This window comes from Vibrio sp. D3 (genome assembly GCF_043995865.1).
GTDB classification, from domain to species: Bacteria; Pseudomonadota; Gammaproteobacteria; order Enterobacterales; family Vibrionaceae; genus Vibrio; species Vibrio diabolicus.
Genome location: NZ_CP171887.1, coordinates 2,739,029 through 2,755,302, shown reverse-complemented (window position 1 = coordinate 2,755,302; position 16,274 = coordinate 2,739,029). Strand labels below are relative to the sequence as shown.

Sequence of the window (16,274 nt, the reverse complement as noted above, 5' to 3'; positions counted from 1 at the left end):
TGTTTTTGACTTTCTATGCACAGGAGTAAATTGTGGTTAGTCGTGCCATTCCTTTTACCGCATCTATTTTTGAGTCACACCCTCGCCCTAAACCTGGACAGAGTCCAATTGTTAAGCGACGTGAAGGTGTGAAGTACCAGCAAGTAACATTCTATGCCAATACGATCTCTCTAGGCATCTCTAAGACGTTTAAAGGTCAGCGTTTTAATGAGGTGATTGGACATTGGCCTGAGATGAGCATTTCTACTTTTGACAAGATTGCCAGAGAGCGTGTCTCGAAGATTGAGCTTGGCTATTACAACAAAGCTGCATCCCTTTTAATAGGTGACTTCTTCATTGATTATGTTCTTCCAATGATGGAAAGCCGAAATCGAGATATCGAGAGTGTAAAAACACGTTGGCGCCGAGTGGCTCCAATCTTTGCACATCAAGCTTTAGGTGATGTCAGTAAGTTGCAGATTACGCAATTTCTTACCGAGCTATCTACTCAAGTTAAAGGTTCAACGGTAAACCGTCATTTGTCCCTTCTCTCGCGCATTTTTTCACTTGCTGTAGAGCTGGAGCTTTTGGTTGTAAACCCGTGTAAGGGTATCAAGAAGTGGCCTGAAAACAATATACGTGACCGAGTTTTAAGTGACGATGAGTTGCGTATCTATATTCGGGAAGCGATTCGCATTAGCAGCTTTCAGTCTAAGGCATTGTTGTTCAGTTTGATTACAGGACTTCGCATCGGAAATGTCATTGATATCCGTCGAGAAATGCTGAGTGACGACCTTACATTGTTGACTCTGCCGATGACTAAAAATGGTAAGTCGTACCGTGTGATGCTTAATGAGCCAGCTCGAGAAGTATTAAAAAGCTGCGCAGAGTTGTCATGGAATGAGTGGATTTTTCCTTCTGCTGTGAAGGAGGGTGCGCATATAGCTTACCCTCGTAGTTGCCATGAGAAGATTCGCGACGTTGTGTTGCAGTCTACGGGAGGGAGTGAGTCTTTTAATATCCATGACTTACGTCGTACATACGCCAGTAGACAGTTGATGCTCACTGGTGATGCTCGATTAGTGCAGTCCAGCTTGTTTCACCAGAGTATTACAACGACTGAGCGATATGCTTTTCATCAACAATCTAAATTGGCTGAAGCGAGCCAAAGCACCGCCTTGTCTTTGTTGTCTGGCAATTCTGAATTACGTCTGTAAGGAAAATGAAAAATGAATGATGTTATCTTGACTAAACAAGACCTTGCTGAGCGCCAAAAGCGTAGCTTAGAGTCCATTACCACAGCTTGTTCCCGTAACCCAGCTTCGTTACCGCCTTTCTTTAAATTGGGGACCAACCGAAATAGCCCTATTCGTTTCCGGTTAAGTGATGTGATTGCTTGGGAAAATGAGCAGGCTGAGAAGCAGAAGAAACTGTTGGAAGAGCAAGAACGGAAGTTGGCTCCTCGTTGGTTAATCTAACTTAAGTTGTACCGTACTAAAAACAAAGCCCAGAGTGCTATGCACTCTGGGCTTTGTTTATTTCAGGAGTTTTCATTGCGCAACGATTCGTTACCTGAAAATCGCATTTTTGTACCAGAAAAATGCGATGCCTTAAAAAAGCAGAATATTGGCATCCCAAGTTTGGGGCGGGAGGGCAACTGGTTTGGTTCGTCCAACCAGATTGCTCTTTAACAATTTAAATGATTTGAGGTATCAAAATGAGTAACTCTATTTTTGTGCGTACTAACTCTGGTGTAGCGAATGTGTTTGGTGGCAAAACGGTTCTTCCGTCTGAAGATCTGCTGCTTATTCTGGGTGCAAGAGGCAATCTAATCGTTGCTGAAACTGGTGAAGAGGCTGACGCACTCTTTAAACAGGTATCGAAGAAGATGAAACCTGAGAAGAATAAATGCTTCATGTTGGAAAGCGGTGGCTGGATCCATGCGGATACGGTTGGTAGTGCTTTCATCTCTCCTAAGTCGGGTGCATTGTTGATGACGGTGGTAAACAGCGACAATTTGCTTGCTATGTTTACGCCTGAAGAATTCAGCAACCTCGAAGGTTTGCGTGACGCGATTACTGAAGCCTTGCTGACGTATAGCGAGGGCAATGATCTGCCTAAGATTGCTTGGTCAGACTTTAAATAATCATCATTGTAAACCTTGCAAAAAGACGCCTTAGAGCGTCTTTTTGCGTTTCTGGAGAGTAGTTATATGAACGAAACATATGATTGGTTAGAGCAGTCTTCTGACTTAAGCATGGACAACCTAGCAACATCCGGTTGGACTGAGGACGAAGCGGTAAGTGCTTGGGGTGAAGCTCAACCTAGTGAGCCCACTTCTTTTGATGGCGTAAAGCGCAAAGTTAAACCACTGGTGGGTCGTAAGCCCAAAAAGAAGAAGCAAACTAAGCGAAAGCGACGAGAGGTAACACCGTTCTTTGAACGCCCCGTGATAGCGATGGATACTGAGTATGTAGAGTCTGAATGCGGAACCTACAACCGTATCTTGAGTTACCAATTTGTTGTTCTATTCAAGGGCAAGTTATCAACCATTATCTTGTTTCCTGAATCGACCAAAAAATCGGGACGGCTGGCACTGGACAAATGCTTGGTTCAGGCTATCGAAAAAGCGATGGAAGATGAAGTACTTGATAAGTGGCCGACTGACATCATTTTGTGTGCTCATTGGCTATCGGCTGATTTGTTTAACTTCAGCCAAGCTTTTGACCAACTCAAGACACATGTCAAAGGTTTACGTAAGACGGTGGCGAGTCTTGATGACGTATACGGACTGGAACTTGATAAAGTCATGTCTCGACGTATCGATAAAGAGCCTCTCAATGTTCACGACAAATCCCGCAACCGACACACCTTGTATATCACGTTCTACGACACCATGCTGCTTTCGCCCAATGGATCGTCACTAGCCTCTGTCGGAGAGCTATTGAAGATTCCAAAGGTAGAAATTCCAGCGCCGTACTCTATCTCTCGAATGGATGAGTTTCTGGAAGCAGAACCTGAAAAGTTTGCCGAATACGCGATAACTGATTCAATTATCAGTGCTCGTCATTTCGAGCGGGTTTCTTCCTTCTGTCAAAATACACTCGGTCTAAATTCGGTTCCGTTCACCATCGGTGGTATCGCCGTTAAAGCCTTTGTGAATAGTTTGGAGGATAAGCGCGGTTATCGTGGCTTGTTTGGTTTTGAGAAGGTGACTAAAGAAGTGTGGCCTTCTGACCGAAGTAAACCGCTAACGATAACTCGTGATGTGCCTGTAACGGCTCGCATGACGTTGGAAAACTTTGCGACTCAGTGTTATCACGGTGGTCGCAACGAGTCATTTATCGCTGGTCCTACTCCGATTGATACTTGGCGAGATTATGATGTTCCATCATGTTATTCGGCGATTACGCTTGGTTTACGCGAGTTAGATTACGATCAGATGTACATGACTCGAGATCTACATGATCTGTTTGGAGACAAGTGTGCTCTGGCGTGGGTGGAGTTTAAGTTCCCTGAACATACTCGATTTCCAAGCTTAGCCGTGCGCTCTGAATATGGATTGATATTTCCGCTATCGGGTGAGACGCACTGCACTGGTCATGAACTTGAAGTTGCTTATAACCAAGGTGCGGAAATTACCATCAAGCAAGCGTTTGTAGTGCCATGGAAGAATGATAAACGAATCTTCGAAGACTTCATGCGTTGGGGTCGAGAACGCCGTAAGTCATTCGTTAAAAATAGCTTTGATGAAAAGTTGACCAAGGAGATGTTAAATAGTTGTTATGGAAAGCTAGCTCAATCGTTGCGCCCAAAGAGGTCGTTCGATATCCAAGCTGGTTACTCTACGCAACTACCACCATCGACTTTGACTAATCCGTTTTTTGCTGCGTGGGTGACAGGTAGTGCCAGAGCTTTGCTTGGAGAAATGCTTCACAGCATTCCCGATGATAAGGTCGTAGTGTCTGTTACAACGGATGGATTCTTAACCAATGCAGAGTTGGATGAGATTGATCTTAATGGTGTTATTTGTCGGCGGTTCCGTGATCTTTACCACCGTATAGACCCAACTTGTGGTGAAGTACTGGAACTCAAGCATCAAGCGAAGCAGCTGATCGGTGCTAAGACTCGTGCTCAGTACACCGTTATCGAAAGTGAAGGTTTTGAGCCGATACTTGCGAAAGGTAGCGTTAAGGTTGATCCGATGGTCACTGACCAAAGTGCTTATATGGTGAACAAGTATCTTACCCGTAAGCCCGGCGATAAAGTTGATGGTAGCTATCTGACACCGAACCGAATGCGCTTCTTAGAGCATAAGGATTTGATGCTAGAGAAGCGGTCTATCTACCAGAACATGGAGTTCGATCAGAAGCGACAGCTCCTAAATCCGGTAATGGTTGACGTGAAAGGACGGAAGCATATTGCGCTTGAAAGCAAGCCACACAAGTCGGTGGATGAGATGCTGTTTACAAGATTGCGCTTTGATCACTGGCGGAAGGTGCATTGTCTTAAAACGTCTGAGGATTGGTATGACTGGCAAGACCGCTTGGTAATGGCTGAAACCGCTAGTAATAAAAATTTGCGTTTAAAGGCTAATGAGGCCTCTGACAGTTTGATGGCACGCTTATTCTTGCGTTTCTACGCGCATGAAAAAAGCGGTATGAGTAAGAAACAGATCACCGCCAAAGCATTAGCTGAGTGGATGACCGATATTGGCTATCCAACCAAAGCGACCGCTGTTCGTAGTGCTAAGAACGCCAAATTGATTGAAGGCGCTGTACCGATGACTGAGCTAACCATCAGTTTAGCTCGCTTAATAGTCTCGAAGTTTCCTGACTTCGAAGTTGAAATCCTCTTCAACCCTGAATCTCGTTCCTCACTGCGAGAAGCTCTCAACGCCCGTTGAGATCGTAAATATTGACCTATCGAAAGCCCTTATCTCAAAGGGCTTTTTTACATATCAACCATTGCACCGTTGGGGATATAAGAAAGCCAACCTCACACGCAATGACATTTATTCAAATTCACAGCCGTCATTCCGGCGGCTAACTCAATAAAATTCTAAGGAGCATTATTATGGCTAAGTCACATTGTAATTATTATTTGGCGATTACTGATGAAGCGATCGTACCTGTTAAAACCTTCGATGAGGCTCGCGCTTTATCTCACGGTAAACCGGGCGGCAATGTTAAAGGTTTTAATAGCTATCAGGAGGCGGTTGATGCAATTCCCAAAATCCGCAAAGCAAACAATAAACGCTTGAAGAGAAAAGCACCGAAGCGACCACGTAATAACGGTATGCCGAAAGTTCAGGAGGACTTGAGTTATCTGAGTAAGTATCTGCCCTCATCGGGAGATAAAAAAGTCACTGTTAACTGCCATCTTGGTACAGGTGGTAAGGCGTCAACAATATCGGTGGTGAATGGTGAAACGCATGTGACCGAAGCTTTGAAGGGGACTGCTGCCACTATGCAACTACAACTTGGTTTTCATGCTCTAAAGCGTGCTAAAGCAGAGCTTAATAATGGTGTCGGTTCCGTTGAAGTGTTGGGTCTGAACATCACTGTGGTGAACACTCTTACTGAATGGGCACCGAAGTGGAAGCAACAGAACTGGGTGAAGCCCAATGGACAGCCGAGACCGAACGCTGAACTCGTGCGCGATATGCTGGCGCTATATGAGCAGATTAAATCCAAGGTCAGCTTCGGCGAGGGTGTAGCTCAAAAAGCGCCTGTAGACGATGATGCCCCGTTTTAAGACCTATTTCGAGTAGTAACCATGCAGAGGTCGTCTGGCTTATTCCAGGCGGCCTCTGTGTCGTTTTATGCTTAACAAATTGAAAAGAGATAACAATATGAAAAATATCTATGAAATTGAGGGAGTTGAGTTCCCTTCCCGAACAGCTGCTGCGCGTCACTATGGTTTGAATCCTAAACTGGTGAATGAGCGCATTACCAAGTTCGGCTGGACGTTGGAGCAAGCCCTTGAGCTGGAAGCACGCCCTAAAGGTGACTACCGCAAGAAAGTTGTTATAGACGGCACTGAGTACTCAAGTATGCGCCAAGCGGCTAGAGAGCTAGGTGTGGCGCAAAGTACGTTAATGAACCGCATAAAGGCTGGCATATCTGTAGAGGAAGCGCTGTCTGCTGCGCACACCGAGCGTGAGAAGTTAAAGGGGCAATCTAAGCCGATGTTCTACGGTGACAAACTTTACCCATCTGCGCGTCATTTGTTGCTTGCTAATCCTGAACTGCTTGCTGGTAGTGATTTAGGTAAAGCCGTAACCTCGTTGAATGACAAGGCTCGTCGAGCTAAGAATCAGGGTAAGGTTCGTAATCTATCACTGGATCAAGTTTCCGCTGAGTATGATTTGGCGAAAATTGGGTTTTCTGATGAGTTTGATGGTTTTGTTGCTCAGTTAGTGGAACAAGTTGGTGAAGTGGCTTTGACCGAGCTGTTCTATGAGCTGAAGTAGTCCGAATTGGTGTTTTGAAGGGAGTAGTTACGTTGAGTGACTGCTCCCTTTTTTTTTTGTTGTCTGCGTTTTGTGCTGGTATTTCCACTACCTGAAGGCTTTACTGGTTGTGTGTTTTTTGAGCTGGTTTTGTTGTATTCTGTGAACTAATAGAGTATTGCCATGAACTAATGAGACTTTTTTTAGGTTTAAATTGTTGTTATATAATAATGGTTTATGCCAAAAATCATCACTGTATTTTCTAGAAAGATCGTACTTCGAAGTATTTAAAGACAATCAACCATGATGTAAAAAGTATCTGTACACGAGGTACTTATACATCGGAGATTGTAATGTTTGAGTTATTTTTGAGTGGTTTGGAAAGAATTGCCAGTGTTCAACCTCAACTAACGATTTTGATCTTATTGTTAGTGTTTTTAGGAGATGAGCTGGTGTCTGTTTTAGTTAACTTGATGAGAGTAATCTTATGACTTTAATGCTTTGGTCGAAAATGCCTTCGCGATGGATTTCTGAGGGTAAGATGCGTGAGCACTTCAGTAGTGGTAACAAAGTCAGTGATGACATTGCTGCTCTCAAGGTTTTTATAGTGTTGTGCTTCTTTGCAAAGCAGGTAAATCGCGATAATGGTTACAGATCTACAGATGTATTCGAAGCTAAAGCGACATATGACCAGTTGACCGAAATGTGTTCCTTAAGTCGTGCTCTTGTATCTAGAGGTTTAAAGAAGTTAAAACTTGTTGGCTTACTTAAGTCTACAGGAGTTAGAAATAAAACATATACGTTTGAAGGTGGTGCTTACAAAGGGTGGTGTAAGCTGCCCAAGAGAGCGATAGTAAAAAATGAAGAGAAAATTCCTTCCCTAGCTGCTATCCACAACAGATATACTCATGAGCGTAATGCATTGAAGCTATTCTTGTACTTGCTTGCAAGTCGTAGTAACAGCAACACCTTTGTGGATTTGTGCCGAGGTACAATAGCAAAACAGACGGGTATACCTTTAGATGAGATTGATGGAGCTTTAGGTTTTCTTCGCAGTATAAGCTTAGTATCAAAAGTTGAGGACAAAGGTTTTTTAGCAAACTCTATTCATCGTGTGCAGGAAGAGCGGTTGCATAGGTATTGGGTGGTAGGAAGTGAAAGCTTGAACTATAAGACATATTCTGTCGAGAGTGGCGATAGCGAGTTTGTTAGGCATCCTGAACTTTATGCTGCCATGAATAACCCATCCTCTGTAGGGCACTAGCCTAATGTTGGGCTCAATGTTTGTACACTAGGTTAAATGCTATCTCCTGATAATTGGAAAAACTAGAAAATGTAATTATTGTGCTACATTTCAAGTCTTTATAGGTGATAGGAGAAAGTTGCAACTATACCGCGGTGTACATTGGGGTAAGCCCTGGTTATATCTAGTTTGTGATCTAACGAATGTGGGATTAGCACTCATTTGCCAATCACATTACACAATAAGTACTATCACAAATGCTAACAGAGAAGGGAAAATATCGTGTTAGAAAAAATGTTAGGTTGGCTAGCCCTCAACCCCAAGACTGGCCTAGAGCGACAGCCTTTGTTTTGGGTTTGTATTTTTATACCCATAGTATTTGCGCTGGCTTTAGGTGTTCCAGTCTGGATTAACTATGAACTGACCTTTACTGCCGAAGCATATTCGACATTTTTGGAAATAAGCAAGCTACCACTTGGTATTACATCATTGGCGATCCCTTTGGCAGTGCTGATTGGTAAATTACATGGAGCGCAACAAGCCGCGGAACAACTTCTTAATACGCAAAAACAGATAAGCAATGCAGAACAAGATAACCTAACCAAGTTGTATCTCGCACACTATGAGCACTTCGTCGATCACTTTAATACACTGGTTTTGTTTACAAAGTCATACGATTCATTAAAACGAAAGCCATGGACTATATTATTTGATAGAAAGCAACTCTACCAAAACCTATATCCCGGTAATGGTCTTACTAAAGGAATAGACAAGGGGGATACCAGAGTAGTTAATGATGCACTCCTGTCTTGCTCAGATATCATAAAACACTGTACAGAGTTAGTTGAACTAAGTCGGTGTGGTCAAGATGTCATGAAAGCAGAAACACTTTTTGCTGCGATTGATGGTGATTTGATTGTGCTGGAAGATCACCTGTGTTTGCAATTTGGTGTAGAAGGTCAAAGAGATGAGAATCAGACTTGGCTACAGTTTATAGCTGCAACAGTCAAAGCTGCCGCCACTGTCCTTTCATCAATTAAATCATTCGATACTTCATTTTGCTCTAGTGATCTAGCACGTGACGTGGAATTTGGAGTTGAGGTAATTAGATTTGATAAGATGTTGAATCAGTTGGACACTTTGGGTGAGGTGTCTGTCAATGAGTTTATCTCTTCATTGGACGGTAAAGGGGTAAATTTCACTCACTTAGTTTTTTCTTCCAATTTGAATGAAGCAAGTTAGATCTATTTACCTAACTTGTTTCTGTCTAAAAGTGAATTGGAGCGGTACGGCGTTTTTCAAATCTGTACTCTACGTGTGCAACAAAGATCCAATGAAATCCTATTTCATGGTCCTTGATATCCAAAGAAATCCTCTTAAATGCAAGTAATTACAAGTGCTTAAGAGGAATTCAAAATCCGTTGCCTTCGGGCGTGGCGGTTCAAGTCCGCCCACCGGTACCATAATTCATATGATAAAGCCTCGACGTAAGTCGGGGCTTTGTTGTATATAGGGTTTGTGAATTCAAATCCAGCGTGGCGTCAGGAATGCCAGGCCCAGTCAGTCCACTCTTTACTGCTTTCCATTTTTACTTTTCTAAAAATAAAAAAGCGCGAGGTATTACCTCGCGCAAGCTACTACATGATAATAGTAGGGAACAGCTTATAGAGCTGTGAACAAGGTGTTCTGTGAGTCAGGTGTCCAATCGGCTTGAGAGACGTGTGGGACGTTGACGAGATAACGTTTGCCAGAGTACGTCACAACATCTCCCTCTTTATATGAAACATTCACTTCCCAATTTGTTGCCGGATCAGCATTGGTCCAAAGGCTAGAGGTTGGGGAAGGTGCCCAGTCCTGCTGTGCGTTATGGCTGGTCACTGCTTGGTAAACGGTGCCTAAATGTAGGACGTAGTCGCCAGCGTTGTAGCTATGACCAACTTGCCAGTTTGGTGTGTAGTTATCCATCGTATCGAATACATAGCCAGCTTGTTTTGCTAGTCGGATAAATTCCGCTAATTTAGGTAAATTCTTGGTTGCACCCATTCCTCGCTTACCATCTTCAAACAAAAACTCATGCGTTAGAATAATGACCTTGTCTGCGTGGAGTGGTGTACCACATGGAAACTCTTGTGCTTTTGAGTTGATCGGGTTGATGGTGGTAGGAGCACAGTTGTTCAATGCTGCATCTACGTAACCTAGGAAAGGTTCTGCCTCTGTTAGACTGTTGGCTGGCATTGCTATCCCCCAGTTTTCAGGTGCCCAATCTACATCCCAACCATGTGTTTGATAGCCTTTATTAGCCAGAATGTTTTGTACCGCAATTGAGGCTTTCACACTGTTTGATGGGTCGTTGATATTACAAACGTAGCCTGGTTCCCAAGGTTTAAAGTCATCAGACGTTGCACATAATCCATCTGCTTTGAAGTCTTTAGTCACGCGCCAGCCGTTGGTGTAGGGCAGTCTAGCAAACTCTGTTGCCTTATAATTCGGGTAGCTTGTAATGTTAGGCAAATACTTCTCTAACACAGATAAGTTTTCCGTAAACATTGAGGCATCGTAAACAGGATCTTGGTACGAGTTAAGCTGGTGGTCGCCGGTAGCATTACATTCTGCTGCGCTATTAGGTCCAAACTCATCAACGCAGTTATGAACCATATGATCGTAACTATGGTTCGCGACAATATGACCAGTGTCTAATGCGAGCTTTAAGGCTTCTAGCGAACGGTCTTCATTCTCATCACCAATTCCGTCTAAGTGCCAAGCATTAAAGTAAAACGTCGCTTTGATATCTTCTTGGTTAAGTACTTGAATAACGTCAATAGAAGCATTGATTGGTCCATCATCAAACGTTAGATAAATGGTGCCTTTAGAGTCGGTTTGAGCAAATGAGTATTGTGATAGTGCGGCACTTACAAGCGTTGCAATAGCCAATTTATTAAATTTCATTCTCTATTCCTTTTTAGAAATTAATAACGACGTTGTCAGTAGTAATATATTGATAATTTGAAACCTAATGTAGTGTCTTAATTTATTTCCTGACTTTTATCCTAGACCTAAATAATTACTAAAAAACAGGTCGTATTTTCTAAATTGGGATTGTGTTCACGAATAATGCAACCGGTTGCGCTTTTTTGTCTTGGTTATTTTTGCTACAGTTTTTGCAGGTTGAAATTTACACAACGGGAGTAAGGCTATGAAAAAGATCCTTTTATGCTGTAGCGCAGGGATGTCAACTAGTATGCTTGTTAAAAAAATGGAGCAAGCTGCTGAAAGTAAAGGAATTGAGTGCAAAATTGATGCGATGTCAGTGAATGCATTTGAAGATGCAATTAAAGAGTACGATGTTTGTCTTCTCGGGCCTCAAGTACGTTTTCAGCTAGAAGAGCTAAGAAAAACGGCGCAAGAGCATGGTAAAAACATTGATGCGATTTCTCCTCAGCATTATGGAATGATGAAGGGAGAAGAAGTACTAGAGCAAGCATTAGAATTAATTAACTAAACCATAGTTTTAAATTTAAAAAAGATAACTGTACATCAAATATAAATATTTGATGTGGGATTCTTTTGCCTAAAATAAGGATGGATTCTATGAAGCTTTATGACGCAATTATAGGCGCAGTCGAAAAGCATATAGCCCCTATAGCAGCAAAAGTGGGGAATCAGCCCCATGTTCGAGCAATGAGAGACGGTTTTATAGTTGCAATGCCGTTTATTATTGTCGGTAGTTTCATTTTGATTTTTGCATTCCCACCATTTGCCGAAGACACGACCTTTACTTTTGGTCGAATTTGGCTCGATTTCGCCACCACACATTTTGATACCATAATGATGCCCTACAACATGTCGATGGGGATCATGACCATTTTTGTTTCGCTCGGCGTTGCTTATAGCTTAGCTAAGGCTTACAAGATGGATGGGATCACGAGTGCTGTATTGTCGCTGATGTCTTTTTTACTCATCGCGGCCCCTGCTAAAGATGGCGCGTTGTCTATGTCACACATGGGAGGAACCGGGATCTTCACCGCAGTGATGTGTGCATTCTTCTCGGTAGAGCTCTACCGTTTTATGAAAAAGCACAATATTACGATTCGCATGCCAGAGCAAGTTCCACCGGCGATTGCACGATCATTTGAAGTGCTGTTACCAGTCTTAGCGATATTCATTACCTTATACCCACTTAGCCTTTTCGTGCAAACCCAGTACGACATGCTGATTCCAGATGCGGTCATGGCAGTTTTTAAGCCTTTAATTAGTGCGTCTAACTCATTGCCTGCCATTATTGGCGCTCTATTGCTTTGCCAACTACTTTGGTTTGCGGGTATCCATGGTGCTGCAATTGTTGTGGGGCTGCTTTCTCCAATTTTCTTGACCAACATTGGTGCCAACATCGAAGCCTTTGTTGCAGGTGAACCGATTCCAAACGTATTTACTCAGCCTTTCTGGGATTTTTACATCTTTATCGGTGGCTCTGGTGCAACACTTGCTCTTGTTATGCTGATGTCATTTAGCCGTTCTGTTCACCTTAAGAGTATTGGTCGAATGAGTGCGGTGCCTGGCTTCTTCCAAATCAATGAACCTGTGATCTTCGGTAGCCCAGTTGTGATGAACCCGACCTTGTTTATCCCGTTCGTCTTCGCTCCAGTCATCAACGCTACGATAGCGTACTTTGCTGTGCATGTCGGCTTTGTGGGTATGGGGGTCGCTACAACGCCTTGGACAACACCAGCACTGATAGGTGCTTCGTGGGGTAGCGGTTGGACCTTTGCTCCAGTATTGCTCGTCATTGGTTTATTGATTCTTGATCTAATTATCTACTTCCCATTCTTCAAAATGTTTGAGAAGCAAATGTTGGAGCAAGAACTACCAACGACGAAAGAAACTAAGGATGAGACGCAACCTTCAGGTGAAGGTGTTACTGCTTAACGGTGCTTAATGGGCCGCAATTACCGCGGCCCGATTTTCGGAGAGAAAATGATGGAACAAGAATTGGTTGTGATGGAGATCATCTGTAATGCTGGCGAAGCCAGAAGTTTGAGCTACGAGGCGTTGCGTTTATCTAGAGAACAAGATTTTGATGCGGCTGAGGAGAAGCTCTCTCAAGCAAGAGAGTGCATTAACAAAGCCCACTTAATTCAGACTCAGTTGATTGAGGAAGATCAGGGGGAAGGGAAAGTCCCGATGACGTTAGTGATGGTACATGCTCAAGATCACTTAATGACCACGATTTTGGCTCAAGAAATGGCTGTAGAAATCGTTGCACTGAACAAAAAAATCTCGAACAAATAAGGGGAGAAAAATGTCTAGAGAGGCGATCAAACTTGCCATTATTGGCGGTGGTAGTAGCTATACCCCTGAACTGGTTGAAGGGGTTATTAAGCGCTTAGAATATTTACCCGTTAAGAAGATTCATTTTGTGGACATTGAGTCAGGAGCTGAGAAGCTTGAGATTATCAAAGGTCTAGCGCAGCGAATGGTTGATAAAGCAGGTGCAAAGATTGAGATAAAAGCAGACTTTGATCGTCGTGCTGCGATAAAAGATGCGGACTTTGTGATGACGCAGTTCCGTGTGGGTGGCCTTGCTGCTCGTGCTAATGACGAGCGAATTCCAATTAAATACGACGTCATTGGCCAAGAAACAACAGGCCCTGGTGGGTTTGCTAAAGCACTGCGAACCATCCCGGTTATTCTTGATATATGTAAAGATATTGAAGAGTTGGCACCCAATGCATGGATGCTCAACTTCACTAACCCTGCGGGTTTGGTCTCTGAAGCCGTCAGTAAGTACACCAAAGTAAAGAGTATTGGTTTATGTAATGTGCCGGTTTCGATGGAAATGATGATCGCAGAAATGATGGAGTGCGAGCCAAAAGAGCTACAACTTGAGTTTGCCGGATTAAACCATCTCGTTTGGGTGCACAAAGCATGGCTCAATGGAGAAGATATTACTCAAACAGTATTAGAGAAAGTCGGTGATGGTGCTAACTTCAGCATGAAGAACATCTGGGAAGAACCGTGGGATCCCGCATTTCTAAAAGCGCTAGGGGCGATACCATGTCCTTACCATCGTTATTTCTATCAAACCGATGCTATGCTCGCTGAAGAGAAACAAAGCGCGGGTGAAAAGGGCACTCGTGCTGAGCAGGTAATGGAAACAGAAAATGCGCTATTCAAGCTCTATCAAGATCCTAATCTCGATCATAAGCCGAAAGAGTTAGAAGAGCGGGGTGGGGCTTATTACTCAGATGCATCACTAAACTTGGTTGATTCAATTTATAACAATCGTAATAGTATTCATGTTGTTAACGTCTTAAATAACGGAGCGATTAACGGCCTCCCCGACGATGCTGTGATTGAGTGTAGCGCGGTGATTGGTAGTTGGGGCGCGAAACCTCTTGCGGTTGGTGAGCTGTCAAACAATATCAAAGGATTACTCTATCAAGTCAAAGCATATGAACAGTTGACAATAGACGCTGCTGTTGAAGGTAATTATGACAAAGCGCTCATGGCATTAACCAACAACCCATTGGTGCCAGACATTGGTCGTGCCAAGTCAATTCTGGATGATATCCTAGCGGTGAACGCTCCGTATTTACCTCAATTTAAACTAACGACGTTGTAGTACTAAGGAAGGGCGCCAATGAAAGTCATTTTTAATGCTGATGATTTTGGTTTAACGAGAGGTGTAAATAACGGCATCGTAAAAGCTCATCAGCAAGGTGTTGTTCATTCAACCACCATGATGGTCGGTATGGATGCTGAGAAGCATGCTTTAGAGTTGGCTCGCCATAATCCAGACTTGAGAATTGGTGTTCATCTTAGGTTTACAGCGGGAGTGCCTCTAACTGGGCACCCTAATTTGACCAACGGTCGAGCGCATTTTATCAAATACGACGAACTGTGGGGTAAGCAGGACTTCGAAACTCAGGTCATTTATGACGAAGCAAAAGCTCAGGTGGAACATTTTTTATCGCTTGGGTTAGAGCTAAGCCACTTAGATAGCCATCATCACGCGCATACTCACCCTCAAATTTTGCCCGTTATTAAAGAGGTAGCGAGTGAATACCGAGTGCCACTGCGGGGCACTGGCTTGTGTCAAGAATCGATGACAACAAGGTATGTCTTTACTGATGAGTTTTACGATCAAAAAGTAAGTTTGGATGGTTTGATGGCGCATTTATTGAGTCTAAAGACAGACTATGATTTGGTTGAGGTGATGTGCCACCCGGCAGAGGCCGATCAAGCGCTGATTTTAAAGAGTGGTTATGCACTTCAGCGAGAGCTAGAGTTACAAGTTCTAACCTCTCCCATTTTAAAAGAACAGTTAGCTCAACATGGTATAGCTGTCACGGATTACTCTGAGCTCGTTTCTACCAATCAAATGGTCGGTGTATGATTAAAGGCTGCCAGCTTCGCCCCCTATAAGCACCTTACGAATTGCTGGCAGCCGTTCTACACAAACGGATATTTAATAACAATTGCAGTTGGACCCAATAGCATTATGGCAAGGATTAAAGATGTCGCCGAACTCGCCGGTGTAAATCGCTCTACCGTTTCTCGAATCATTAATGGGGAGGGGAAGTTTCGCGAAGAAACTCGAAAAAAAGTAGAGCAAGCTATGGCGCAACTGAATTATCGCCCGAGTGCGATTGCTCGTTCACTCGCAACCTCATCCAGTAATATGGTTGGCTTATTGGTGACTTACTATACGGGGGGCTTCTTTGGAGAGATGATGGAGCAGGTTCAGACTGAGCTGGATATTCATAAAAAGTTTCTGATTACCGCTCAAGGACATCATTCTGCAGAAGGTGAAAAGGAAGCCATTCAGCGTTTTAATGATCTGCGTTGTGATGGCTATGTCCTCCATAGTCGTTATTTGTCAGATGATGATTTACGTGAATTAGCAAAACAGCCTACGCCTTTCGTTCTTCTGGATCGCTATGTTGAAGGAATAGAAGAGCGTTGCGTTACTTTTAATCATCATCATGCAAGCCGTATTGCCGTCGAGCATCTTTTAGCTGGTGGTCATAGAAAAATCGCCTGTATTACCGGTCCATCCCAACGTCATAATAGTTTATTAAGAAAGCTTGGGTACGTTGACGCGATGAAGGACGCAGGTATCGATATTGACGAAAGCTGGTGTGAAGAAGGGAATTATGGTCGGCAAAGTGGTTATGATGCAATGGCTGCAATTTTACAACGACACCCTGAAGTTACTGCAGTCTTTTCTTGCAGTGAGGAAATGACGGTCGGTGCAATGCAGTACTTACACGAGCACAATATTTCAGTACCGGAGCAAATCTCTTTAACTAGCTTTGACAGTGTCGACCTTTGTGAAAGCCTTTATCCTACAGTGTCGGCAGTGCACTTTCCTATCAGTGATATGGCCCGTGTAGCGGTACAAACATTAATGGGATTAGTCAAAGGTCAAGAAATAATAGATAAGCCAACGTTCGAGGCTCTGCTTAAAATACGCAAAGCAGATCGAACCTTAAAGTAGCTTGCTTTTGCTCATTAAATGAGTCATTAGAAATGACCATCTGATGTTTTGATACTTACTGATGAATTTATTCACAAAATTTACTAGTATTCTAACTCTCT

General features: G+C 43.3%; 16 protein-coding genes. 15 read left to right on the top strand and 1 reads right to left on the bottom strand.

All coding sequences use genetic code 11. The features are described from left to right. The first annotated feature begins 32 nt into the window (after positions 1-32). From ACHFJ9_RS20760 to ACHFJ9_RS20720, 9 genes are all read left to right on the top strand, one after another. Positions 33-1,196, top strand: a complete 1,164-nt coding sequence (locus ACHFJ9_RS20760) for a site-specific integrase (RefSeq protein ID WP_161608632.1) — start codon at positions 33-35, stop codon at positions 1,194-1,196. Positions 1,197-1,208: 12 nt separating this feature from the next. After that, positions 1,209-1,457: a hypothetical protein gene (locus ACHFJ9_RS20755; RefSeq protein ID WP_395356169.1), complete on the top strand. Its 249-nt coding sequence runs from the start codon at positions 1,209-1,211 to the stop codon at positions 1,455-1,457. Between the two features lie 75 nt (positions 1,458-1,532). Then, positions 1,533-1,670, top strand: coding sequence for a hypothetical protein (locus ACHFJ9_RS20750; protein WP_395356167.1), 138 nt, complete (start codon positions 1,533-1,535; stop codon positions 1,668-1,670). Between the two features lie 26 nt (positions 1,671-1,696). Continuing rightward, the gene (locus tag ACHFJ9_RS20745) at positions 1,697-2,125 is read left to right on the top strand and encodes a hypothetical protein (protein WP_395356165.1); all 429 of its coding nucleotides are present in this window, start codon (positions 1,697-1,699) and stop codon (positions 2,123-2,125) included. A 66-nt stretch (positions 2,126-2,191) separates the two neighbouring features. Beyond that, on the top strand, positions 2,192-4,885 hold the full coding sequence (locus ACHFJ9_RS20740; RefSeq protein WP_395356163.1) for a hypothetical protein: 2,694 nt from the start codon (positions 2,192-2,194) through the stop codon (positions 4,883-4,885). A gap of 170 nt (positions 4,886-5,055) precedes the next feature. Next, positions 5,056-5,736, top strand: coding sequence for a hypothetical protein (locus ACHFJ9_RS20735; RefSeq protein WP_395356161.1), 681 nt, complete (start codon positions 5,056-5,058; stop codon positions 5,734-5,736). Between the two features lie 97 nt (positions 5,737-5,833). Continuing rightward, complete coding sequence (locus tag ACHFJ9_RS20730) at positions 5,834-6,454, top strand: hypothetical protein (RefSeq protein WP_395356159.1); 621 nt, start codon at positions 5,834-5,836, stop codon at positions 6,452-6,454. 466 nt (positions 6,455-6,920) lie between these two features. Further along, entirely contained in the window at positions 6,921-7,697 is a 777-nt protein-coding gene (locus tag ACHFJ9_RS20725) for a hypothetical protein (protein ID WP_042780844.1), read from the top strand. Between the two features lie 261 nt (positions 7,698-7,958). Next, the gene (locus ACHFJ9_RS20720) at positions 7,959-8,918 is read left to right on the top strand and encodes a hypothetical protein (RefSeq protein ID WP_395356157.1); all 960 of its coding nucleotides are present in this window, start codon (positions 7,959-7,961) and stop codon (positions 8,916-8,918) included. A gap of 420 nt (positions 8,919-9,338) precedes the next feature. Here the strand turns inward: ACHFJ9_RS20720 and ACHFJ9_RS20715 are convergent, their stop codons facing one another. Beyond that, positions 9,339-10,622 (bottom strand): carbohydrate-binding protein, encoded by a 1,284-nt coding sequence (locus tag ACHFJ9_RS20715; RefSeq protein ID WP_046873617.1) that lies wholly within the window; start codon positions 10,620-10,622, stop codon positions 9,339-9,341. A 247-nt stretch (positions 10,623-10,869) separates the two neighbouring features. Between ACHFJ9_RS20715 and ACHFJ9_RS20710 the strand changes: the two genes are divergently transcribed. The 6 genes from ACHFJ9_RS20710 to ACHFJ9_RS20685 all read left to right on the top strand — a co-directional run bounded on the left by ACHFJ9_RS20710 (position 10,870) and on the right by ACHFJ9_RS20685 (position 16,173). Continuing rightward, positions 10,870-11,175 (top strand): PTS sugar transporter subunit IIB, encoded by a 306-nt coding sequence (locus ACHFJ9_RS20710; protein ID WP_041852887.1) that lies wholly within the window; start codon positions 10,870-10,872, stop codon positions 11,173-11,175. Positions 11,176-11,264: 89 nt separating this feature from the next. Then, positions 11,265-12,599 carry a PTS sugar transporter subunit IIC gene (locus tag ACHFJ9_RS20705; RefSeq protein ID WP_167713413.1) on the top strand — a complete coding sequence of 445 codons (1,335 nt, stop codon included), beginning with the start codon at positions 11,265-11,267 and terminating at the stop codon, positions 12,597-12,599. Positions 12,600-12,650: 51 nt separating this feature from the next. Then, positions 12,651-12,962: a PTS lactose/cellobiose transporter subunit IIA gene (locus tag ACHFJ9_RS20700; RefSeq protein ID WP_031780628.1), complete on the top strand. Its 312-nt coding sequence runs from the start codon at positions 12,651-12,653 to the stop codon at positions 12,960-12,962. Between the two features lie 10 nt (positions 12,963-12,972). After that, on the top strand, positions 12,973-14,295 hold the full coding sequence (locus tag ACHFJ9_RS20695) for a 6-phospho-beta-glucosidase (protein WP_005397437.1): 1,323 nt from the start codon (positions 12,973-12,975) through the stop codon (positions 14,293-14,295). A gap of 18 nt (positions 14,296-14,313) precedes the next feature. After that, positions 14,314-15,069: a chitin disaccharide deacetylase gene (chbG, locus tag ACHFJ9_RS20690; RefSeq protein WP_134648085.1), complete on the top strand. Its 756-nt coding sequence runs from the start codon at positions 14,314-14,316 to the stop codon at positions 15,067-15,069. A 105-nt stretch (positions 15,070-15,174) separates the two neighbouring features. Beyond that, complete coding sequence (locus ACHFJ9_RS20685; protein WP_395222542.1) at positions 15,175-16,173, top strand: LacI family DNA-binding transcriptional regulator; 999 nt, start codon at positions 15,175-15,177, stop codon at positions 16,171-16,173. Positions 16,174-16,274: the final 101 nt, after the last annotated feature.